Source organism: Propionispora sp. 2/2-37, assembly GCF_001298735.1.
Classification (GTDB): Bacteria; Bacillota; Negativicutes; order Propionisporales; family Propionisporaceae; genus Propionispora.
Genome location: NZ_CYSP01000007.1, coordinates 179045 through 201543 on the forward strand (window position 1 = coordinate 179045; position 22499 = coordinate 201543).

20 protein-coding genes and 5 tRNA genes are annotated in these 22499 nt (G+C 45.7%); 23 read left to right on the forward strand and 2 right to left on the reverse strand.

Features of this window, described 5'->3' with window-relative positions:
• The first annotated feature begins 25 nt into the window (after positions 1-25).
• The 20 genes from P22_RS09445 (at position 26) to P22_RS09540 (ending at position 17231) form a co-directional block, all read left to right on the forward strand.
• Positions 26-2041: a DHH family phosphoesterase gene (locus tag P22_RS09445; protein WP_054259983.1), complete on the forward strand. Its 2016-nt coding sequence runs from the start codon at positions 26-28 to the stop codon at positions 2039-2041.
• Positions 2013-2459, forward strand: a complete 447-nt coding sequence (gene rplI, locus P22_RS09450) for a 50S ribosomal protein L9 (RefSeq protein WP_054259984.1) — start codon at positions 2013-2015, stop codon at positions 2457-2459. The genes P22_RS09445 and rplI overlap by 29 nt, the downstream gene beginning before the upstream one ends.
• A gap of 53 nt (positions 2460-2512) precedes the next feature.
• The gene (gene lonC / locus P22_RS09455) at positions 2513-4444 is read left to right on the forward strand and encodes a Lon family ATP-dependent protease (protein WP_054259985.1); all 1932 of its coding nucleotides are present in this window, start codon (positions 2513-2515) and stop codon (positions 4442-4444) included.
• A gap of 103 nt (positions 4445-4547) precedes the next feature.
• Positions 4548-5885, forward strand: a complete 1338-nt coding sequence (gene dnaB / locus P22_RS09460) for a replicative DNA helicase (RefSeq protein ID WP_054259986.1) — start codon at positions 4548-4550, stop codon at positions 5883-5885.
• 197 nt (positions 5886-6082) lie between these two features.
• On the forward strand, positions 6083-6445 hold the full coding sequence (locus tag P22_RS09465) for an ArsR/SmtB family transcription factor (protein WP_054259987.1): 363 nt from the start codon (positions 6083-6085) through the stop codon (positions 6443-6445).
• An 11-nt stretch (positions 6446-6456) separates the two neighbouring features.
• A complete protein-coding gene (locus P22_RS09470) occupies positions 6457-8358 on the forward strand; it encodes a heavy metal translocating P-type ATPase (RefSeq protein WP_054259988.1) in 1902 nt (633 codons plus the stop codon).
• A 154-nt stretch (positions 8359-8512) separates the two neighbouring features.
• On the forward strand, positions 8513-8710 hold the full coding sequence (locus P22_RS09475) for a hypothetical protein (protein ID WP_054259989.1): 198 nt from the start codon (positions 8513-8515) through the stop codon (positions 8708-8710).
• Between the two features lie 362 nt (positions 8711-9072).
• On the forward strand, positions 9073-10356 hold the full coding sequence (locus tag P22_RS09480) for an adenylosuccinate synthase (RefSeq protein WP_054260028.1): 1284 nt from the start codon (positions 9073-9075) through the stop codon (positions 10354-10356).
• A gap of 19 nt (positions 10357-10375) precedes the next feature.
• On the forward strand, positions 10376-10636 hold the full coding sequence (locus tag P22_RS09485; RefSeq protein WP_054259990.1) for an HPr family phosphocarrier protein: 261 nt from the start codon (positions 10376-10378) through the stop codon (positions 10634-10636).
• Positions 10633-11595 carry an HPr(Ser) kinase/phosphatase gene (hprK, locus tag P22_RS09490; protein WP_054259991.1) on the forward strand — a complete coding sequence of 321 codons (963 nt, stop codon included), beginning with the start codon at positions 10633-10635 and terminating at the stop codon, positions 11593-11595. Before P22_RS09485 ends, hprK begins: the two co-directional genes overlap by 4 nt.
• Positions 11596-11869: 274 nt before the next feature.
• A complete protein-coding gene (locus P22_RS09495) occupies positions 11870-13000 on the forward strand; it encodes a cation:proton antiporter (protein ID WP_235814604.1) in 1131 nt (376 codons plus the stop codon).
• 142 nt (positions 13001-13142) lie between these two features.
• Positions 13143-13218 (forward strand) — tRNA-Lys (locus tag P22_RS09500).
• 3 nt (positions 13219-13221) lie between these two features.
• A tRNA-Glu gene (locus P22_RS09505) sits at positions 13222-13296 on the forward strand.
• Positions 13297-13305: 9 nt separating this feature from the next.
• Positions 13306-13381: transfer RNA gene (locus tag P22_RS09510), tRNA-Val, on the forward strand.
• A gap of 19 nt (positions 13382-13400) precedes the next feature.
• A tRNA-Asp gene (locus tag P22_RS09515) sits at positions 13401-13476 on the forward strand.
• Positions 13477-13485: 9 nt separating this feature from the next.
• Positions 13486-13561: transfer RNA gene (locus P22_RS09520), tRNA-Phe, on the forward strand.
• Between the two features lie 159 nt (positions 13562-13720).
• Positions 13721-15421, forward strand: a complete 1701-nt coding sequence (locus tag P22_RS09525) for a methyl-accepting chemotaxis protein (RefSeq protein ID WP_054259992.1) — start codon at positions 13721-13723, stop codon at positions 15419-15421.
• A 115-nt stretch (positions 15422-15536) separates the two neighbouring features.
• Positions 15537-15974, forward strand: coding sequence for a heat shock protein Hsp18 (gene hsp18 / locus P22_RS09530; RefSeq protein WP_054259993.1), 438 nt, complete (start codon positions 15537-15539; stop codon positions 15972-15974).
• A 73-nt stretch (positions 15975-16047) separates the two neighbouring features.
• Positions 16048-16395 (forward strand): HAD family hydrolase, encoded by a 348-nt coding sequence (locus tag P22_RS09535; protein ID WP_054259994.1) that lies wholly within the window; start codon positions 16048-16050, stop codon positions 16393-16395.
• A gap of 533 nt (positions 16396-16928) precedes the next feature.
• Positions 16929-17231, forward strand: coding sequence for a hypothetical protein (locus tag P22_RS09540; protein WP_054259995.1), 303 nt, complete (start codon positions 16929-16931; stop codon positions 17229-17231).
• Positions 17232-17263: 32 nt separating this feature from the next.
• On the opposite strand, the gene P22_RS09545 is transcribed toward P22_RS09540, so the two are convergent.
• Positions 17264-18199, reverse strand: a complete 936-nt coding sequence (locus P22_RS09545; protein ID WP_054259996.1) for a DNA/RNA non-specific endonuclease — start codon at positions 18197-18199, stop codon at positions 17264-17266.
• Positions 18200-18545: 346 nt separating this feature from the next.
• Here P22_RS09545 and P22_RS09550 point away from each other — a divergent pair, with 346 nt between their 5' ends.
• On the forward strand, positions 18546-18890 hold the full coding sequence (locus P22_RS09550; RefSeq protein WP_054259997.1) for a hypothetical protein: 345 nt from the start codon (positions 18546-18548) through the stop codon (positions 18888-18890).
• A gap of 263 nt (positions 18891-19153) precedes the next feature.
• Here P22_RS09550 and P22_RS09555 read toward each other — a convergent pair whose 3' ends face one another.
• Positions 19154-20263 carry a M48 family metallopeptidase gene (locus tag P22_RS09555; RefSeq protein ID WP_054259998.1) on the reverse strand — a complete coding sequence of 370 codons (1110 nt, stop codon included), beginning with the start codon at positions 20261-20263 and terminating at the stop codon, positions 19154-19156.
• A gap of 611 nt (positions 20264-20874) precedes the next feature.
• On the opposite strand from P22_RS09555, the gene P22_RS09560 reads away from it, so the two are divergent.
• Both P22_RS09560 and P22_RS09565 read left to right on the forward strand, forming a co-directional pair.
• Positions 20875-21543 (forward strand): hypothetical protein, encoded by a 669-nt coding sequence (locus tag P22_RS09560; protein WP_054259999.1) that lies wholly within the window; start codon positions 20875-20877, stop codon positions 21541-21543.
• Positions 21544-21666: 123 nt separating this feature from the next.
• Positions 21667-22368 (forward strand): YczE/YyaS/YitT family protein, encoded by a 702-nt coding sequence (locus tag P22_RS09565; protein WP_054260000.1) that lies wholly within the window; start codon positions 21667-21669, stop codon positions 22366-22368.
• The last annotated feature ends 131 nt before the right edge of the window (positions 22369-22499 follow it).

Consider the following 22499-nt stretch of genomic DNA (forward strand, 5'->3'; position numbering starts at 1 on the left):
CGCGTTTAGCATGGGAGGCGAGAAGATGCCGCAAGGACCTTCTTTTTGGTTTGATACCCGGGTATATCTGGCTGTTTCGGCAGCCTTGTTGATGATCATTGTTTTTTATAACCGTTATTTTGCAATTCTGGGGATCATTTTGCTGTTTGTTTTATATATGTACGGCAAAGAACGGTATGCCCAGCAGCAAAAAGCACTGAACGCATACTTAAGCACCATGTCGCAGACTATCGACCAGGCAACCGGCTATGCGCTGCAGAATTTGCCGGTGGCCATTGCCATCGTTGACGGTGAAGGGCGGCTGCATTGGTTTAACTCGGTCCTGGCCGATTGGGCTAAAGGAGAGGATTTGGAAGAGCTTCAGCAGGGACAGGATGTATCGGTTGTCTGGCCGGAGTTTTCCATAGCCAAGATGTGGGGAAAGTCAGGCCATTATATCAAATCGGTCGGCGAAAAGCACTACCAAATCATTCATAAGATGCTCCGCCAGGATGACGCTGAGCAGGAGTTACTGATCCTGTATATTACCGACATATCAACGAGTGAACAGGAAAGGGTTCAGTGCAGTATGTCGTTGCCGGTTATCGCTCATATTCAGATTGACAATTATGATGATGTGCTTTCTGGCTTAACCGACAAGCAGCGCAGTGTCATTCTGGCAGAAGTGAATAACTTGCTGGTGGAATGGGTCAGTGAACTGAACGGATTTTCAAAAAAATACGCTGAAGATATGTTTTTGGCCGTATTTGACCGGCAGGCACTGATGAAAGTGATGCAGGATAAGTTTGAAATATTGGACCGTGTGCGGGCGATCCAAGCCGGCAACCGCATTCCGGTAACCCTTAGTATTGGCGTGGCTGCTGATGAAGCTACCGTCGGGGAACTGGCCCAGCGGGCCCAAAGCGGCCTGGATTTGGCATTGGGGCGGGGCGGTGATCAGGTTACCGTCCATATTGACGGCAAAGTACAGTTCTATGGCGGTAAAACCAAAGCCACCGAAAAAAACACCCGCGTGAAAGCCCGTGTGGTTGCCCAGGCGATCAAGGAAATTATCGGCGATGCCGACTTGGTGCTGGTTATGGGGCATACCAATGAGGATTTCGACAGTCTGGGGGCGGCTATCGGGGTTGCCAAAATGGCACGGCATCTGGAACGCGAGGTGTATATTGTCGTCAGTCAGGCCGGTGTAACCTTTAACAAGCTGCAGGATCTGCTGGAAGAATATGAGGATTATCAGAACTTCTTCATTACTCCGGAAGAGGCGGCTGACATGGTGAGAACGAATACTCTGCTTTGCGTGGTAGACACGCATCGTCCCGAACTGACAGCGGCCCCTGAATTACTGGAACGCATTGAACGCACCGTGGTGATTGACCATCACCGCCGTTCGGAGTCGTTTATCACCAACCCATTTTTGGTCTATCTGGAGCCGTCGGCTTCCTCCACTTCGGAACTAGTCAGCGAACTGCTGATGTATTTTGATATTAAACTGGATTTGACCAGGATGGAAGCTACGGCGTTATATTCCGGTATTGTTGTGGACACCAAAAACTTTGCCATGCAGACCGGGGTGCGCACCTTTGAGGCCGCTTCTTTTCTGCGGCGTTCAGGTGCCGATCCCACTTTAGTGAAGCATTTGTTCCGGGTGGATTTTGATATTGTAAAAACCCGGGCGGAAATCATGCGCAATATTGAAATGCTACCCGGCGGTGTGGTTATCGCAACCTGTCCTCCCCATGTCAGCAATGCGCAAATTGTAGCGGCCCAGGCCGCCGACGATATGCTGCGCATAGAGGGGGTACGAATGAGCTTTGTTCTTTTTCCGCTGGAAGATGGTGTGGGGATCAGTGCTCGTTCTACCGAAGATGTCAATGTGCAGATGATCATGGAAGAGTTTGGCGGCGGCGGGCACCAGACGATGGCGGGCGCCCAGCTGAAGCGGGCGAATATGAATGAAGTCAAGCAACGGCTTCTTGAGCTTAGCGCTAACTATATAAGGGAGAGTGAAGAAAATGAAAGTGATACTGCAGCAAGAAGTTAAAAAATTAGGCAAAAAGGGTGATATTGTCGAAGTGTCGGAAGGATATGCCCGTAACTTTCTACTACCGCAAAAACTGGCCATTCCGGCAACGAATAATAATATTAATGATGTAAAACAAAAGAAAGCTTCCGAAGAACGTAAGCGCCAGCAACAGTTGGACGAGGCCAGGGTACTGGCGGCGCAAATGGCCAAAGTGGAAGTAACCATCCCGGTAAAATCGGGTGAGGGTGGTAAGCTCTTTGGTTCGGTTGCAGGGAAAGATGTCGCCGAGGCACTGGTCGCCCAGCATGGCATTGAAATGGACAAACGTAAAATTGAGCTGAAAGATACCATTAAAGCTTTGGGCACATATCAGGCAGTCATTCGATTGCACCCGGAAGTAACCACAAAAATTCAGGTTCACATTACAGCGCAATAAGTCGCGGTGCCGAGATGCAGAAGCAGGCCCGTTCGAATAGAAAGGAAAACATCATGAAAGATTTTTTTAACAAGTTTCTGCGAACCGATTCAATGGAACAAAAGACAGCACCTGAAGAACAACTGAAACGTCAGGTCGCGTCTTTATATGGATTGTATTCCGGCATTATGGGGGCCGAGAAGGTAGTTTTGAAAGCGGGTAAGCTGGATGCTTTGGAATATATGCGTTCCGATAACCTGTCCGAACGGGTGCTGGCTTTGCAAAAGATTGTGTTTGAGGATCCGACGGTGGATAAGCTTCCAGCCATAGAAGAAATACCGGGAATACTGGAAGACATTGAAGATGAACTTGCGGACTTGATGGCTCGCCGTACGGTAGAGGAAAAACTGGAACGTAAGATTACCGAAAAAATGGAAGAACGCCATCAGGAATATGTTAAAGAAATCAAAATGCAAGTATTAAAAGAAGAACAAAATAGTGTGGAAAATCCGCAAACGTTAAAAAAATATGCCATGCTGGAAGTGCTGGAGGGGAAAAAGCTGACCAAGTCGGCTATGGAACTCTTAAGGCCGGCGGCATTAGCCGAAATTGTCGGTCAAGAACGTGCCGTCGAGGCGCTGCGGGCTAAACTGGCTTCGCCTTATCCCCAGCATCTGATTCTGTACGGACCACCAGGGGTGGGGAAAACTACGGCCGCCCGCCTGGTGCTGGAAGAGGCCAAGACACTCAAATTTACTCCGTTTGCTCAGGATGCACCGTTCATTGAAGTAGACGGCACCACCTTGCGCTGGGATTCCCGCGACATGACCAATCCCCTACTGGGTTCGGTTCATGATCCCATTTATCAGGGGGCGAGACGGGACTTAGCGGAAACCGGGGTACCTGAACCGAAACCCGGTTTAGTAACCGATGCGCATTCCGGTATTTTGTTTATTGACGAAATCGGGGAAATGGACCCGCTGCTGCAAAATAAGCTGTTAAAAGTGCTGGAAGATAAACGGGTATCGTTTGAGTCGGCGTATTATGATCCGACCGACAGCAACATTCCCAAATATATTAAAAAGCTCTTTGACGAAGGGGCTCCGGCAGACTTTATTCTGATCGGCGCCACAACCCGCGATGCGGAGGATATCAATCCGGCTATCCGCTCGCGTTGTGCAGAAATTTATTTTGAACCATTAACACCAAAGCATATTGAAGAAATTATCTATAATGCTGCCCGGAAACTGGAAGTCGAAATGGATCCGGATGTCCCGCAGCTGATCAGCGAATACACTATTGAAGGCCGTAAAGCCATCAATATTTTGTCTGATGCTTTTGGGCTGGCCCTCTACCGGGATGGCAGTGACGGCCGGAAGATAATCATCACCAAGGAAGACGTCTATCGTGTCGTGCAGGTCAGCCGCCTGTCTCCTTATGTTACCCGTAAGGCGGCAGCCGTATGCGAGATTGGCAAGGTCTTTGGTCTGGGAGTCTCGGGTTATCTGGGGTCGGTACTGGAAATTGAGGCCGTGGCCTTTCCGGTCGTGGAAAATGGCAAGGGCAGTATCCGCTTCAATGATACCGCCGGCAGCATGGCGAAAGATTCCGTTTTCAATGCCGCTGCCGTAGTACGGAAAATTACTGGGGAAGATTTAAATAATTACGATATCCATATCAATGTGATTGGCGGCGGACGGATTGACGGACCTTCGGCCGGTACCGCCATTACGGCGGCCATTATTTCCGCCATTACCGGCCGGGGCGTGCGTCAGGATGTGGCTGTAACCGGTGAAATTTCCATTCAGGGCAAGGTCAAGGCGGTAGGCGGCGTGTTTGAAAAGGCTTATGGAGCAAAACAAGCCGGAATCACCACCATGGTTATTCCCAAAGAAAATGAACAGGATATTCCACCGGAACATTTAGGGCTCCAGATCTGCCCGGTGGATACAGTCGAAGAGGCGCTCCACATTTTATTTGCTGCCGCCCAGGAAGCGAGTGCGTAAACAATAGTGCAGGTATAGGGGAGGGCTGGCAGCCGTCCCTCTATACCTTTGCCAGTAATGTTTTTGTTGGGCTCCGGCTCAACTGGGTGAGGGGGATATGAACTTGATTGACAGAGTACCACCGCAAAATATCGAAGCCGAGCAATCGGTGCTCGGCGCCATGCTGATTGAACGTGAGGCCATTTCCAAAGTGGCTGAGTTTTTACGCAAGGAAGATTTTTACCGGGAAGCGCACCGGCTGATTTACAATGCCATGCTGCAATTATTTAATAAGAATGACGCCGTTGATTTAATTACCGTAACCGAATATTTACGCAAAGAAGATAAGCTGGAAGGTGCAGGCGGGATTGCTTACGTTACTTCGCTTGCCAACTGTGTGCCTACGGCTGCCAATGTGCTGTATCATGCACGCATCGTGGAAGAAAAAGCTTTGCTGCGGCAGTTGATCAATTCGGCCACGGAAATTGCCGGTATGGGTTATGAAGCAACCGAAGACGTAGCCAATATTTTGGATGAAGCGGAGAAAAAAATTCTCGGCGTTTCCAACCGTAAAGTCGGACAGGATTTTACACCGATTAAAAGCATCATTTTTCAGGCGATCGATAAAATTGAGCAGTTGTATGAATCGAAAGGCGGAATCACCGGGCTGGCAACAGGATTTAAGGATCTTGATCAACTGACTTCCGGTCTGCAGCCTTCCGATCTCATTCTGATTGCTGCCAGACCGAGTATGGGGAAAACCGCCTTTGTACTTAATATTGCCCAGCATATTGCCATTCGCGAAAAACAGCCGGTTGCCTTTTTCAGTCTGGAAATGTCCAAAGAACAGCTGGTGCAGCGTATGCTGTGTGCCGAAGCGCCGATTGACTCCCAGCGAGTCCGTATCGGGCAGTTGGAGGATAAGGATTGGCCCAAACTGATCAAGGCCGCTGACCGGCTGTCTTCTTCACCGATTTTTATTGATGATACGCCCGGCATCACGGTGGTCGAACTCCGGGCGAAAGCCCGCCGCCTGAAAATTGAGCATGGACTGAAGCTGATTATCATCGACTATCTCCAGCTTATGCAAGGCGGGACTAGCGGGCGCGGCGGCGAGAACCGTCAGCAGGAAATATCCGAAATATCACGTTCCTTAAAATCGCTGGCGCGTGAATTGAATGTACCGGTGATTGCCCTGTCACAGCTGAGCCGCAGCGTGGAATCCCGCCAGGTTAAAAAGCCTATGCTCAGTGATTTGCGTGAATCCGGCTCATTGGAGCAGGACGCGGACATCGTCTCTTTTCTATACCGTGAAGATTATTACAACCCGGATACCGAGAAGAAAAACATCACCGAGATCATCATTGCCAAACACCGTAATGGTCCGGTGGATACGGTGCAGCTCTTCTTCCATAAACAGTTTACCAAATTTGCTGATTTTTCCAGAATGGATAATCCGTAAAAAATCTTTTAAAATAAATATAGTAATACGCTAAGTAAGCCAAAACGCTGTCTGTACAGTGTTTTGGCTTACTTTGTCTTTAGGAATTTTTGTAATCGACTATTGAAAAATAGATTGGCCATCCATTATAATAGTAATTGAGTATATGAATATACGTTCACATACTCAATTACTCACATATAACGAGGTGATAAGGCTTGCGGGAAAAGATTGATGACTGCGGTGATAACCGCTGTATAGAAGAACGGCGTTTAGCGAGTTTACGGGAAAATATGCTGGAAGAAGAAATATTTCTGGATGTTGCCGATACCTTCCAGGTGCTTAGCGATGCTACCCGGGTGAAGATTGTCTTTGTGCTGGCCGAAGGGCAGGAACTGTGTGTGCACCACATTGCCACCTTGCTTAATATGTCCCCTTCGGCCGTATCGCATCAGCTGCGGCAACTGCGCAACATGCGGCTGGTCAAAAACCGTAAAGAGGGCCAGCACGTATATTATTCTTTGAGCGACAATCATATTGTACAACTGTTCAGGCAATGTCTGGAACACGTGGAAGAGTGAGGTGATATGCTGTGGAAAGGGCAGAGTCGATAGAATATTGTGGTCATGAAAGTCACCATCACCATGAAGGGCATATTAGAGATTATGCGGTAATAGCCGTGTCTGCCGTTCTGGTAGGCCTTTACTGGTTTGAGATTCTACCGTCGATTTTTGGTATGGATACAGCCTTGCTTGCCGCGATTATTTGCGGGTATCCGATTGTCAGCGAAGCGGTAAAGGCTATTTTACAGCGGGGCGATACCAAAGTCGGTTTGCTGGTGAGCATTGCCATTATTGCCTCGATTGCGATCGGCGAGTATTTTGCGGCAGCGGAAGTGGCGCTGATCATGACCATCGGGGAGCTTCTGGAACATATGACACTGGAAAAGTCCAATTCGGCACTCCGGAAGCTGGCTGAACTTGCACCGCTGAAAGCCCGCCTTATCAGAGACGGCGTGGAAGAAGAAATTGCGGCGGAACTGGTAGCGGTGGGAGACCGGCTGCTGGTGAAACCGGGCGATAAAATTCCGGTTGACGGGGTGGTTACTTCGGGTTTTGCTGCGGTTGATCAGTCGACGATTACCGGTGAATCCTTGCCGCTGGAGCGCCGGGAGGGCGACAGCGTGTTTGGGGGGACGATCGCTGTTACCGGCAGTATCGAAATAATTGCAACCAAGGTTGGTCAGGATACGGCTTTAGGGCATATTATTAAAATGGTCAAGGAAGCACAGGACAGCAAAGCTCCGATTGCCCGCATGATCGATCGCTGGGCCAACTGGTTTGTCCCGCTCAGCCTGGCAATTGCCACACTGGTTTATCTGGTTACCGGTGATATTGTACGGGGCGTTACCATCTTAATTGTTTTTTGCCCCTGTGCCATGCTGCTCAGTACGCCGACTGCGGTAGCTGCTGCCATTGGCGCGGCGGCAAGACGGGGTATCCTGATTAAAGGCGGTGAAATTCTGGAGACCGCCGGCCGGGTGGATACCATCATTCTCGACAAGACGGGGACATTAACTGTCGGCAAACCAAGATTGAAAGACATCCGCTGCTATGGCGGCTGGCAGAGAGAGCAGGCTTTGGCGTTGGCTGCCGGAATTGAAAAGCGTTCCGAACATCATCTGGCTAAAGCTGTTATGCAGGCGGCGGACGCTGTGGGGGCACAGTATGTTGAGCCGGAAATCTGGAAGCCGGTCGTGGGGCAGGGAGTGGCGGCCGAACTTCAGGGGACAAGGTATCTGCTGGGTAACAAAACCTTACTGGAAAGTTATCACATTGCTATTTCAGAAGAGCAGGAGCAATATTGTGCCGGAGAGCAAGCCTTGGGAGGAACTGTAGTGTTCTTTGTTGCCGGTGAAGAAGTTGCCGCCATACTGGTCATTGAAGATCCTGTCCGCGAAGAGGCTGCCAGAGTGCTAAACAAGCTTTACCCGGCGCAGGTGAGTAATGTAGTGCTGCTGACCGGCGATGCCGCTGCAGCGGGCAAAGCAATCGGCGCGCGGCTCAATATCCCGGTTGTGCATGGGGATTTGCTTCCGACCGATAAAGTGGAATATGTGAAGAAATATCAGCAGGCTGGTCATAAGGTGGCTATGATCGGTGACGGGGTGAATGATGCCCCGGCATTAGCCAAGGCGGATATCGGTATGGCTATGGGCTATACCGGAACGGATATTGCTATTGAAGCCGCAGATATCGCTCTTCTGGCCGATGACCTGCGCAAGATACCGGAAGCCATTGCCGTAAGCCGCCGTGCTTACCGGACCATCAATCAAAATATTATTGTGGCCAACGTTATTAATGTTGCCGCCATTGGTTTTGCCGCCTGGGGGCTGTTAGGACCGGTTGCGGCCGCTATTGTCCATAACGCCGGGGCCATCTTAGTGGTATTAAATTCGGCACGGCTGCTGCGTGTGGCAACGGCGGTAAAATAAACGATATGAAATTAAGGCAGCCTGTGTTAAAACCCCGTTGGGCAATCGACGGGGTTTTAATACTGCCAGCCGGTATTTTCAGGTATCATGCATGAAGACCGGACAACAGGCAATACTACGGAGGTCAGTTAATGTTAAAGGAGGAGGATTACCTATGATCAGAGTATGTCCTAACTGTTCCAATGTTGACCTTGAAAAATTACACGCCTTTCTGCCGGAAAATGAACTGACCGAAGAATGTATTGGCGAATGCGGTCAGCACGAGGATAAAAGCTTCGGTTATATTGATGAAGAATTGGTTATTAAGGAAACGGAAGAAGAGTTTATAAACGCAGTCAAAGCCGTATATTAAAACGCTAACAGTATTTTTATAAAAATAAAATGATTTAAGTGATGAAATCGTCGAATAACCGAGAATTTCCGAACATTTATTCATTTGCAAGCAATATCATTCGAAATTTGATTTGACATCGTCAGGTGTAAAATGCTATGATAAGCAAGGGAAAATCGGATAATTTCCTCAGCAAACTCAAATAAAGGCGTAGGCTACGTCCTGTTTGAGTTATTTTTGTGGCTTGGGGAAAATAAACCCAAGATAATGTGAATAAACTATCCATGAATGATAGCTATACCAAAATATTGTCACCGGACAAGTGGAAGGCAGGAAAATATCTATTATGACCGGAACCGGTCCGGGGAAGGGTGAGGATGCAAATGTCAGCAACAGTGGTAATTGGAACTCAGTGGGGCGACGAGGGGAAAGGAAAGATTGTCGACTATTTGGCTGAAAAGGCTGATGTCGTGGTACGTTACCAGGGGGGGAACAATGCCGGGCATACTGTGGTAGTTGACGGTCAGGAATTTAAGCTTCATTTGTTACCGTCAGGGATGCTGTATTCGGGAAAAATCTGTGTTGTCGGCAACGGCGTCGTTGTTGATCCGCAGGTTATGCTGCAGGAAATAAAAGCTATGCAGAAAAAGGGCATAGATACGTCTGGCCTGCGTCTATCCAACCGGGCGCATCTGATTATGCCGTATCACCGCCTGCTGGATGAAGTGGAGGAAGAATCCCGGGGCGATCATAAAATCGGTACTACCAAACGCGGAATTGGTCCCTGTTATATGGATAAAAATGCCCGTTGCGGTATCCGGGTATGCGATCTGCTGGAACCGGAAGAATTTAGTGAAAAACTGGCCCGCAATCTGGAAGCAAAAAATCATTTGTTGAAAGCCGTTTATGGTGTGGAAGGCTTTGATTTTGAAACCGTGAAAAAAGAGTATTTGGAATATGCCCAGCAGTTGCGTCCGTATATTGCCGATACGTCGGCCATCTTAAATGACAATATTAAAGCCGGCAAAAAGGTTCTTTTTGAAGGGGCACAGGCCACGTTGCTGGATCTCGACCACGGTACGTATCCCTATGTAACCTCTTCGCATCCGATTGCCGGTGGAGCCTGCATCGGTGCCGGTATTGGACCGACTAAAATCAGCAAAGTGGTGGGCGTTGTTAAGGCTTATTCCACCCGGGTAGGCGAAGGCCCGTTCCCTACCGAGCTGCATGATGAAGTGGGAAATCATATCCGGGAAGAAGGCCATGAATACGGTACTACAACCGGCCGTCCGCGCCGCTGCGGCTGGCTGGACGGCTGCATTGTCCGCTATGCGGGTTATGTAAGCGGTATTGATTATATGGCCATAACCCGTCTGGATATTTTAGATAAACTGCCGAAAATCAAGCTTTGTGTGGCCTACAAATATAACGGACAGATTATCAATGAATACCCGGCCAGCCTTAATGTTATGTCCAAAGTGGAACCGGTTTATGAAGAATTGCCGGGCTGGCAGGAACCGACCACGCATATCCGTGCTTATCAGGATCTGCCGCTTAATGCGCGCCGTTATATTGAACGTCTAAGTGAAGTCAGCGGTATTGCTATCGGAATGGTTTCGGTTGGACCTGGCCGGGAACAGACTATTATACTTGCAGATATGTTCTAGGAGTCGGGAGGTCCTGGGAGTGACGAGGAGAAGTGTGGAGATTATCAGCAAAAACAGCCTCCATCCCCGCCGGGCAGCGGTATTCGCCAGAGCGGCCGGGCATTTTAAATGTGAGATTGCCGTGATCAACGGCGATTACCGTGTTGATGGAAAAAGCATTCTGGGCCTGATATCACTGGAGCCGCAACAGGGAGCCAGAATTATTATTGAGACTGACGGGGAAGATGAAGTGCGGGCTGTGGAAACCCTGGCTAAAATACTGGAAGGACAGCAGATATGAAAAAAGAGTTGTTTGTCAAAGACATAGTGGAGCCATGTGGGTTGGAAGTGCTTTGCGGGGCTGATTATCTGGAGCGCCCGGTGAGGGTTTCGGATATTAACCGCCCCGGATTGATGCTGGCCGGTTACTTGAAATATTTTGAACATCAGCGGATACAGGTGATTGGTACTGCGGAACTGACTTTTTTAGAATCCCTGGGCGAAACGCTGGCCGTTGAATGCTGGAAAACCCTAACCGGCTTGGAAATCCCCTGTGTTATTATTACCAGAGGACAGTCTTTGCCGGACGAATGGCTGAAGATGGCGGAGGATGCTCATCTGGCCGTTTTACGTACCTCGCAGCCGACGACCCGTTTTATCGGACGACTGACCGATTATCTGGAACGCTGCCTGGCTCCTAGTATTACCATTCACGGGGTGCTGGTTGATGTTCATGGTATTGGGACGCTGATTACCGGGGACAGCGGGATAGGGAAAAGCGAAACGGCGCTGGAGCTGATTAAGCGTGGCCACCGGCTGGTGGCCGATGATGCCGTTATCGTTACGTTGGTTAGTGAAGATACCTTGCTCGGCCGGGCTCCTGATATGATCCGTCACCTTATGGAAATTCGGGGACTGGGGATACTGGATATCAAGACTTTGTTTGGCATTCGTGCCGTACGTCTGTTTCAGGAAATCAATCAGACCATTCATCTCGAAGAATGGCAGCATGGCAAATATTATGACCGTTTAGGCATTGATGATGAGAAAACAGAAATTTTAGGCGTATCTGTTCCCAAGACCGTTATCCCGGTGCGTCCGGGGCGGAATCTGGCCGGTATTGTAGAAGTGGCGGCTATGAATTACCGCCTGAAAACTCTGGGTTTCCATACGGCCAGGGATTTTGTGACTCGTCAGACGCAATTGCAGGAGCAGGAAGATGTGGAAGATATCAGCGATTTTAGGCACGGTTTATGGTAGACACAGGTGCGTTCATATCCGTTTTTCCCGCCGATACCGGCTGTATCCTGTTGACATAAGCTCCGGGAAGTCTACCGTTACGGAGAAGAAGAGCTGATTCTTGACTTATAGCAAATAAAATGCTAGGATAATATCACATTAAAGAGTTTTGATTTTGGGGGAGCCTGTCACCAAGGGGTTCTCTTTTTTATTTTTAAGTAAATGTATATTTGTTATGTAAAATACAAGAAAGGCATGATAAAAGTTGCTATATTTTAAAATGTTAATTATCCTTTTGTCAACAAAGCTCGCAGGGGATTTAAGCGTTAAATTAAAACAGCCGGCAGTACTGGGAAAATTGATTATCGGTATTGTCATTGGCCCGGCCATGCTGGGATGGATCGAAAATTCGGAAATCATTGATGAAATCAGTGAAATCGGTGTTTTACTGCTTATGTTTCTTGCCGGACTGGAGACGGATATTCACGCGCTCAACCAAAACAGGAATTCTTCCATAGCTGTTGCCGTAGGCGGAGTTGTTTTTCCTATGCTTTTTGGGCTTGTCACAGGCCGGTGGATTGGCATGGATCAGGCACATGCTTTGTTTTTGGGCTTATTATTGTCGGCTACATCTGTCAGTATTTCTGCTCAAACACTAAGAGAATTAGGGCAATTACAAAGCCGGGAAAGCATAACTATTTTAGGAGCGGCCGTGCTTGACGATATTTTGGTTGTTGTGGCCCTGGCGATTATGATGAGTCTGTTTACAGCGGAAGAAGTAAGCCTTGGTCTGATACTGGGGAAAAAAGTCTTATTTTTCATTGCTATTATTTTTATTGGCTGGAAAGTGGTACCCTGGGTATTAAAAAAGCTGGCGCCGCTGCGTGTTTCGGAAGCGGTGGCCAGTGCCGCATTGATTATCTGCTTCTTCTTTGCTTATTTTGCCGAATTTCTTGGAGTAGCCGGAATTATCGGTGCCTTTGCCGCTGGGATTGCGATTTCACAGACTAAATATAAAGAAAATGTGGAACATAAGATTGAACCTATTGCCTATGCGTTTTTTGTTCCTGTATTTTTTGTCAGCGTTGGCCTTTCCGTATCATTCCATGGGATGGGAAATCAACTGTGGCTGATCCTTATGCTCAGCGTCCTTGCTGTTTTGACTAAATTGATTGGTGCCGGATTAGGGGCACGTTTAACCGGATTCGGCGATAAGTCATCATTGAGAATTGGCGCCGGGATGGTGTCGCGGGGCGAAGTGGCTCTGATTATGGCTGCTATTGGTTTAGAATCCGGCCTGCTTCGTGAAGATTATTTCACGGTAATGGTTACCGTTGTCATCATTACCACATTGGTTACTCCTCCAATGTTAAAAGCTTTGTTTGCAAATCAATCGGCTGAACTGCCACAAAAATCAGAAGAATAGTGGATGGTGGTGTTTGATTAGTAACATAAGAAAATGCACCTCGTTGTTCCTAGTGATTATCACAAGGTAAACACAGTATTTTTAAAAATTTAGTTGACAATAATGAAATGTTGCTATATAATCATATCTTGTGAGACGGCATGATCCACTAGCTCAGTCGGTAGAGCACCTGACTTTTAATCAGGGTGTCCCGCGTTCGAGTCGCGGGTGGATCACCAAGTGGCCCGTTGGTCAAGCGGTTAAGACACCGCCCTTTCACGGCGGTATCGGGGGTTCGATTCCCCCACGGGTCACCAATTTATTATGGGCGATTAGCTCAGCTGGGAGAGCGCCTGCCTTACAAGCAGGATGTCGGCAGTTCGATCCTGTCATCGCCCACCATTTTTATATTTTTTGAAACGGCCCGGTGGTGTAGTGGTTAACATGCCGCCCTGTCACGGCGGAGATCGAGGGTTCAAGTCCCTTCCGGGTCGCCATTTTTATTCGCCTCGGTAGCTCAGTCGGTAGAGCAGAGGACTGAAAATCCTCGTGTCGACAGTTCGATTCTGTCCTGAGGCACCATACTGGGTATAAAGTAAGCACATACGCAACGGTATGTGCTTTTTCGTGTTTTAGAAAATGACCATGTGCAGCAAAATTTTTTCAAAGGATTCAGGCTGACAACAAAGAATTGTAGGATAACGCTTTTTTATATTGTTAAATCTACAGAAGAGGTGCAACATGAACAAGATGAGATTGTCCATTGCCGTTCAATTAGGAGGAATGTTTGGCCTAACCATCGTACTATTGGGCTGTATCCTGGGAGTCACCCTGTATAATTTGATGGACAACAGCAGTAAGACGGAGTCGATCATCAAGCATACGGCTGCCCGTACGGTTGCCTTAAAAGGTGCTCATACCGACTTTACCAGAGCTTTGCTGGATATGCGCGGGTTTCTGTTTTATGCGGATGGTGCGGCCACCTATGAAGAGGGTTACCGGAAAAATATGAAAAATAGCCTGGAGGCGGTAACCCATTATGTGGAGACAACTCAAGCGGTTGATATAAAAGCAGAAGGGGATAAGCTGCAAAAGCTAATTACAACGTATACTGACATAGGCGACAGAGTAATTGCCGCCAAAAAGGTAAATGACCCGAACCTCTCTAAAATCATAGCGGAAGGCCGGAATCTGGTTGGTGAGATAGATAAGCAGTTTGAACATGTATCGGACATGCAGGAAAAGACCTTTGGAGAAAAGGCCCAGGATATGATTGCTACGAATAGTAAGGTGGTTTTTGGCACCAGCCTTGCCGCCCTGTTCTTCCTGGTGTTGATTTCAGCCCTAGTCACCTGGTATAGCGGTAATTTATCCGGACGCCTGAAAAGTGTCAGCCAGTCTTTAGCAGAAATTGGCGAACTGGATTTAAGCAAACCCGATCTTCAGCCGACACGGGATGATGAAATCGGTGATATGGGCCTGGTTATTATCAAAATGCGCCATGTACTGAAAGATATCACCCGTCAGATTCAAGAAGGCGGCAAGCTGCTGGCTTTGGCCAGTGAAGAACTGACCGCCACGGTAGATGAACAAATGAAATCGGTAAACATGGTTGCGCAGAGCATTCAGGATATTGCTGCCGGGGCCACGCAAAATGCGAACAGTATTAACGACATTTCGGCTACCCTTGAGGAGATATCGGCCGGAGCCGAACAAATCAGTGCCGGGGCTGCCGAATTGAACGATAACACCCAACTGGCGGTACAGGAAGCGAGCGAGGGAATGCACCTGCTGTCCGAGGTGGTTAGTCAGAATGAAATGGTCAGCCAGGCTATGACGGAAATCAACACTGTGACCCTGAATTTGTCGCAGGGATCGAACGATATAAAAGGTATCGTAGAATTGATTAATGGTATTGCCGGGCAAACCAACCTGCTGGCGCTTAATGCGGCTATTGAAGCGGCACGGGCCGGAGAGGCAGGGCGGGGCTTTGCCGTTGTGGCGGAGGAAGTACGCAAGCTGGCTGAGCAAAGTGCGCAGGCCACGCAAAATATTGCCGAGATTATTGAACGTATGGGCAATGAGATTGACCATGCGGTGGAAAGTGTCGGCAGAGCCAGTGAGGAAGTAGCTAAGGGTTCGACCACTATACATAGTACGCAGCAGGGCTTTACTGTCATTAATGAAAAGCTGGCCGTCGTTAAAACCGGCATATCCCAAATTGCCGCATCGGTCAAGGAAACGGCTAAAGGAACGGAAGCCATGGTGGCCGGCGTGCAGAATATTAGTGCCATTGCCGAAGAGACTTCCTCCAGCACGCAGATGGTAGCCGCATCGACTGAAGAACAAAATGCCAGCATGCAGGAAATTAATTCCAATGCAGCGTCTTTAGCTAAAATGGCCGGCGACTTAAATGCTATTGTAAAACGGTTTAAATTATAGAAATATATATAATATAGAACGATAACACGTGAAATTCAGGATCTAATTTTCACGTGTTATTTTTATTACTACTGTATATACTATGAAAAAACAAAAAACGAAAGGAGCTAAAAACATGTTTGGGTTAGTACCATTTCGCAACAAAATGGCTGCAAGAAGAGACTATCTTGATCAACTGATGCAGGGTTTTTTTGATGATGATTTTTTATCTCCCGTGAGAAATATGGCAAACGCCTTTCGGGTAGACCTCCGGGAAACCGATAATGAATATATTGTGGAAGCAGATTTGCCGGGAGTTAAGAAAGGAGATATTACGCTTCATTATGAAAATCAGTACCTGACAATCGCCGCTAAGCGTGATGAAACCCAGGAAGAAAAAGAAGAAAACTATGTCCGCAAAGAACGACGGTACGGGCAATTTCAACGAAGCCTGTATGTGGACAATGTTCTGGAAGATCAAATTGATGCCACGTTTAACGATGGAGTACTGTCGGTGACGCTGCCCAAAAAAGATAAATCCCAAAAACGGCGAAGCAATATTCCCATACACTAAAATGCGGGCCGTACTTTGATAGTACGGCCCGTGTTTTACCAAAAAACGTTATTACGGCGAACGGAGCAGTAGAATGAAAAAAACGGTTGTATTGGACTTTGACGGCGTTATTCACAGCTACACCAGTAAATGGAAAGGCACTACGGTTATACCTGATCCGCCGGTAGAAGGAATCAAAGAAGCCATTCAGAGCATACGCAAGCAGTATCGTGTAGTCGTTGTTTCCACCCGTTGCTTTCAGGAGGGGGGAGTAGAAGCGGTAAAAGCATGGCTGGCCCGGCATGCAATCGCGGTGGACGATGTGGTTGCCCATAAACCTCCGGCCACCGTTTATGTCGATGACAGGGCCATCAACTTCGATGGCGATGCGAGTACACTGCTGGATAAAATAAAAGCTTTTAAAACATGGCAGCAGAAGTAATTTTGGTGCTGTTCTTTTTGGCTCCAGTTACTCTTTTGTAAGCGAAATAAATTGCCGTCTTTTGGTCATTAGGTAAAAAGAAGTGGTTCCGCCCTTTTATTTTGCATTTATTTGTTTGGTATTGGTATATTTATGAAGAACAATATCATAGTATATAAAGGAAATCCTCAGTAATAATACTGAGGATAAAGATGAAGTACTCTACAACTATTTAGATAAAAAGATAATGAGGTTAAGCAACATGTAGTAGATTGTTAACATCACTACGACATCTGAGGTGGATACTTCTAGTGTGATTTTCATGGTACCACCTCCTTATTCTTTTTGGGGAATAGCTCGCAACTATTCCCTAAAATAATATATATGACGGAAAGTTCTAAAATATTCCTAAAATATTTTAGAACTTTCCGTCCTGAGAGAGTTTTTTATTTAACATTATGGAATTGTTAATAAAAGGTAAAATTAATTAATTTTGGAAGGGTAACTGCTTCTTCCACCGAATTCTTAGGTAAATGGTAGAGGGAGGGGTGGCCATGGCGGAATTACAATTTACACTATGGTTTGATCAAAGGGGGAGCAGTCCCTGTTATGCACTGGAATTTTACCGCAAAGTAAGTATAATTTTAGTTGCAAACCGTATTGCGACTGAGATCCGGCATATATGTGATTTGAAAGTACCGGTTGCTGAAGATAGTCTTCGGATTGCGATTTCATATACGGCAAAAAACAGTGAGAACCCCAGGGTTTTGACGATAGACAATATAAGAGAGAATTTGCTGAGAATGCTAAAGGAAAATGATCTGTATTCCAATTTCCAAATCACGCAAGAGAACTAGGAGGCGTCCCCCGGGGCGCTTATTTTGTATCCTTATAGCCTTATATCGTCGGCAGTTTCAATAACATGGCCAATTGAATTTTCGGCACGATACAGTGGATCGCAGGTTTGTAATTTGTTAAAATTGAGTCCGGTTAATGCTTCAATTTTAGAAATAGGCACCTGGTAAGTCTTGTATTTTCCATAGGCAAATTGCAAAGAAACGATAAGCTGTTTTTGGGTTTGTAAATAAGCGGTAGCTGACAACTGGCCATTTTCTTTTACCATGACAGCTACTTTCCAGAATTCCGCGGGTATCTGAAACTTTTCTCTATACAGGATATCGTCGCTGCGAAAAACAGGCCCGGTAAATACGGATACTTTAAGATGGCGGTTCCTTGCATTTTCTAAAATATAGTCCTCTAATTCAAGCCAGGTCTTCTGATTTAAAGATTTGTGCTGCGGAGAGCAGTTTGTGAAATGAAATGTATCCACATTTGCCTTTGCTGCGGCACTGCCCCAGGCGGGATCACGCCTGCGCACCAAATGACCTCTGTCGATATCGTTATCATTATATAACTCCGGACCGTATTGATATTTTTGATCAATACGGGGATCGAAATACCATCGGTCCTTTTCCCTCTCTACATCCACTAATTGGCTGCCGTCAACATTAACTGCGGTATAAAAAGCCAAACAACGTGACTTGCTCATCATAATTGAGAAATGCGTGTAGTGTAAGATAGTACCACCATTCTTAAGGGGAGCAACATCTTGTTTTAAATCGGCGCGCAGTTTGGGAAACGGTACTTCAAAATTTTTGCCCAAAAACCTGGAATCGTAGCCTGTCGATCGTTCAAACCATTCCAAGTCTAATTCTTCGCCCGCTTCTTCCCTGTCTTTAACTGATCTGGCTGGCAAAGCCTCTGGCTGTTCAGGGTCAGGTGCATGATCTGCAGGTTGCCCTTTATCAAGCTCTGTAGTCGACATATCTTCCTCCTAAATCATTAGAAATCGCTTCTGGTCAAAGAAAAATTTTTGTCTAAGCCTAGGTACGTAATGGCCTTTTTATTATCATTTATTTGCCTGGGGAATGGCATATTTATAAAGAGCAGCATCATAGTATATACATAAAGAAACCCTTGGCAGTGTATTGAGGAGTGGTTTGCAATTATTCCCTAACATAATATATATGATAGGGAATTCTAGAATATTCCTGAATTCACTTATATAATTATGTTCTCCGGGGCGTTTTTCTTTGCCGGGGATTAGTCATATTTTTATCATAATTTGATGATAAGCTTAAGTCAATTTTAGAATATGAGGTGATAATAAAATGACTTTTGGTTTATTATCAATCAACTCTATGATGAAATCATATAGCCGGTCCAGATACAGCGGTAGTCATGCACGGGTTGCAAGAGTGGATCACGTACAGTTACATCTGGTAGAAGAACAACCCTATCCGGAATACAGGAAAAGGACGCACGAGTTTGAAGAGCTGTTGTCAGAATGTTTAAATGTAAATCCGGATGTCAATCCAGAGCAGCAGAGACCAGGAAGTTTTGCACAGGACCAGGCAGCGGAAGAGCAGCAGGACGAAAATAAGCCTATGCCAGATATCGTGGAGCTTGGAACCGACTTCTATTATGTCCCGGTAACTTATAAAGGCAGCAAATAGCGGCGAAGGGAATACCGCCAATTTTAGCAGGATAAGAAATTGTGCATTTTCTATGCTTGTTTGCCTTAAACCACTTTTTCAGGGATTACTGGTTCACCCGTTTTCCCTTGCAGCTTTCCTTGAGGAACCTGTCCCGCCTTAAGACATTAAAAAACACAGATTAGCGTAATTCAATAAAAAAATCCAAAGTCTTTTTATAAAGGACTTCGGATTTTTTTATTACGTTTTATACGCTCACCAGTAAAAAATATGTATACTACTTACTATTTTATCTCATTTAAGATTTTCACAAGTTCATCTGCACTTGTATCCGCGGAACCAGGCTGCACGATTGCTAGATCGCCAAGCCGAACCACGCCGTTGTCATTACGGGCTTGTGCAAGAGGTTCTTTACTATGATAAGCTTTAGCCAGCTTACCGGCAACCAAATAGCTGCGTTCCAAACCACTTATGTTACCAAAGCCAGCCGGTTTCATAAAGGATTTGTTATTTACTTTAATTTCGCCGGTGGCAGCATTGACGGTAACTTTATTATTGCTGTACTCGGTCAGCTTTTTAGCATAATTGTCCCGTCTTTCCTTCTCGCCCGGATGAGTAGAAGGATTTAAAATATCATCAAAAAAACCTTTGGAGCCACTGCCCATTTTATCGATTACGCGCTGCCAAACTGCCGCCGGAGCGCCCGGATTATAACCGGCATCGGTTAAATAGCCAAAGGCAATATTATCCGCTTCCCATTCGTTAGGCTTGGTTACGCCGACAGCCTTGGCATTGGTAGCGACTACATCAACAGCCAATTTGCTGCCGCCACTCATTTGTGAGCCGGCAACCTTTTGCACAAATTCTACAGTCATTTTTTTCTTGGCGCCATTGATAGGATGATTTTTTTGTCCGTGGACCAATTCGTGCGCAACAACCGCTGCTACCTTGTCCTGATCATTATCAAAAAAGGAGAATACCCCAACATTGACGGAAATATTATGCCCCAGAGTGCAATAGGCATTAAATACCGTTTGCGGGTTAATAAAATAATTGTAGGGCTTGTCTTTTATAGAAGGTTCTGTTTTAGCAACTGCATTTGTCAGTCTTGTCATAATACTGCTAAGTTCATTATTTAAATACGGATCGTTGATGACGCCATCCGTTTTTTTTATCTCTTCAAAAAGTTCATTTCTCCCAGCATTCTCATAGTAATCAAGTGATTCCCTGACCTTTTGTTGCTCCGAGGCAGTGCTTGCAATGGAGCCGCCAAGCTTACCAAGACTCAAGGCTTCGATTTTGCTTGGCTGCAGCAGGCCGATAGACAGCGCAAGACATAAAGCCGAGATTCCTGCTTTTAGTACTGCCTTACAGAAAGAAGTTCTTTGATTCAATTAAACAACACCTCATTTTCTTTTTTGCTCTGCGCCTTTTACCGAACGAACTGACACGCTTTCAAATTCATTCCTGCTGATCATTACGTGAAACAGCGTTATCCTCATCTGTTCCTTATTGCCGAAAATAGTAAGGTTCTGACTTATAGTATAATGGCAATACCTGAAATGACTTGGCTCATTTGGGCCTTAGAGCAGACATACCCGACTATTTGCAAGGTCATATCCATTAGTTATATCGTGTTATCATCACGGACATCTTATAGGACAATTATCCTTTTTTTGCAGAAAGTGGTCCTATTTTTTCTGATTGCTTAGGTTAAGATATAGATAATTTGTAACCCCGGCCTAGGAGGGTTTGAAACAGGAGCTTATAAGGCCCTTTCGGAGAAATGCTCATAGGGAAGCTCTAAGAAGAAGTACTGGAAATGCTTGATGCCAGTTAGCAAAAAAAATGATTAGGATTTACTTGATGCAGCGTAAAATAGCCGTGTAGCCCGTGCAAGGTATCTTTGGGGGCTGATTTTTACGAATAGATTCCGGAAGTTTGTGGTATAATATATCATTACTGGAGGAAATATCCAGAAACTACATGATAGGGGGAGTTATTAATGAAGAAAAAAGTGATAGGAGTTGTTGCGGCACTATCTTTAGCTACTTCAGTTGGATTTGCAGCACCGCTAAATGACTTTTCAGAAGGTAAGATAGCTGTTGATATTTCCGGGAGAGCGAGCAATGACATTAAGGTAAGTGATAGAACCGGCAGTGAAACCTATGATGCAAAAACATCCTGGGAATATGGTGTTACTGCTGGCTTAGGTAATAATTTTGCTATCCAGTATAAAAACTTTAATCCTAAATCGAAAGATTATAGTGGGTTTAGTGGTAAACTAAAAACCCAGGAATTTAATGTTTTGTACAAAGTAGACGAAAACTTTACGGTATTTACTGGTTTTGTTCAGGCTAAGTCAAAATATGAGGGCAGGGGACTAGGTAGTTTTGAGGGCGATACTAAGAGCAATTGGCAACTCGGTGTAACCGGCCAGACCCCGCTTGCAGATAGGCTGACCGGTTACGCTACGGTAGCCGCAGGAGCGGATACTAGTGCCTGGAAGCTTGGTGTATCCTATGCCATTAATAAAAATGTGGATTTTGATTTATTCTATGCCGAAAACAAATATGATAATGTAAAATACAATGGAGCAATTGCTAGTGCATACGGCAGAGATGCCGACTATAAGGTAAAAGGGTTAGGATATGGGCTAACCTATAAATTCTAGAGAGAAACTAAAATATTTAAAGCCGCAAGTGTCCTTATGGATGCTTGCGGCATTTTTACTTTAAGGTGAATGTTGTTTATGTTAAAATAAAAATTATATTCTCTGTTAAAGAAGGTTATTTTTATGTCTATAATAAAGCGTTATTTATTGTTTATTTGTGGTCTTTTTTTTGTGTCTCTCGGCATTTCCTGTATTATCAAAAGTATGCTTGGAACTGCACCAATTTCCAGCGCACCCTATATTTTAAGTTTGCGGTATCCTATTTCTCTTGGGGGATTTACCTTTATTATTAATATGGTGTTTTTTCTTGGGCAAATTATGATCTTACGTCAACAGTTTCAATATATTCAAATGTTGCAGGTTCCCATGACTGGCATCTTTGGAAGTTTTATCGATTTTACGATGTTTTTACTTAGTACGGTGGCACCGGAAATATATATTGGAAAAATTGTTGTCTTATTGTTGGGAATTTGCAGTATGGCATTAGGTATTGCTTTAGAAATCATCGGGAATGTTGTTATTTTGCCAGGAGAGGGAATTGTTAAATCTATTGCCGATCATTGGAATTTTGAATTTGGTAATACAAAGACCTGTTTTGATACAAGTATAGTTTTTTTTGCCGGCTTATTATCTTGGATTTACTTTGGTGAAGTTCGTGGTATTCGCGAAGGTACTTTGCTTTCTGCTCTTATCACTGGTTCTATTGTAAGATTTTTTTTAAAGCATTTAAGCTACGTAAAACAAAATGGAACTATTATCTTACATTTGCCTTTTACAGCTTTTCATGATGATGCTGATAAAGGTTCAAACATCCAGCACCATTAATAAATTGCACCAGATTGCCAAAACAGCGATAGTCCGGGAAATCATGGACCGGGCAAATGCAGCCGAACAGCAAATCTGATATTACGAAACCCGTCAGTACATTCTCTTCCCACCAACCGTTGAATACTGCT

Bases quoted from the DNA above. Each gene is read 5' to 3' on its own strand.
- P22_RS09445 (WP_054259983.1), top strand. From the start codon at position 26: ATGCCGCAAGGACCTTCTTTTTGGTTTGATACCCGGGTATATCTGGCT.
- rplI (WP_054259984.1), top strand. From the start codon at position 2,013: ATGAAAGTGATACTGCAGCAAGAAGTTAAAAAATTAGGCAAAAAGGGT.
- lonC (WP_054259985.1), top strand. From the start codon at position 2,513: ATGAAAGATTTTTTTAACAAGTTTCTGCGAACCGATTCAATGGAACAA.
- P22_RS09475 (WP_054259989.1), top strand. From the start codon at position 8,513: ATGATCAGAGTATGTCCTAACTGTTCCAATGTTGACCTTGAAAAATTA.
- P22_RS09480 (WP_054260028.1), top strand. From the start codon at position 9,073: ATGTCAGCAACAGTGGTAATTGGAACTCAGTGGGGCGACGAGGGGAAA.
- hprK (WP_054259991.1), top strand. From the start codon at position 10,633: ATGAAAAAAGAGTTGTTTGTCAAAGACATAGTGGAGCCATGTGGGTTG.
- P22_RS09525 (WP_054259992.1), top strand. From the start codon at position 13,721: ATGAACAAGATGAGATTGTCCATTGCCGTTCAATTAGGAGGAATGTTT.
- hsp18 (WP_054259993.1), top strand. From the start codon at position 15,537: ATGTTTGGGTTAGTACCATTTCGCAACAAAATGGCTGCAAGAAGAGAC.
- P22_RS09535 (WP_054259994.1), top strand. From the start codon at position 16,048: ATGAAAAAAACGGTTGTATTGGACTTTGACGGCGTTATTCACAGCTAC.
- P22_RS09540 (WP_054259995.1), top strand. From the start codon at position 16,929: ATGGCGGAATTACAATTTACACTATGGTTTGATCAAAGGGGGAGCAGT.
- P22_RS09545 (WP_054259996.1), bottom strand. From the start codon at position 18,199: ATGTCGACTACAGAGCTTGATAAAGGGCAACCTGCAGATCATGCACCT.
- P22_RS09550 (WP_054259997.1), top strand. From the start codon at position 18,546: ATGACTTTTGGTTTATTATCAATCAACTCTATGATGAAATCATATAGC.
- P22_RS09560 (WP_054259999.1), top strand. From the start codon at position 20,875: ATGAAGAAAAAAGTGATAGGAGTTGTTGCGGCACTATCTTTAGCTACT.
- P22_RS09565 (WP_054260000.1), top strand. From the start codon at position 21,667: ATGTCTATAATAAAGCGTTATTTATTGTTTATTTGTGGTCTTTTTTTT.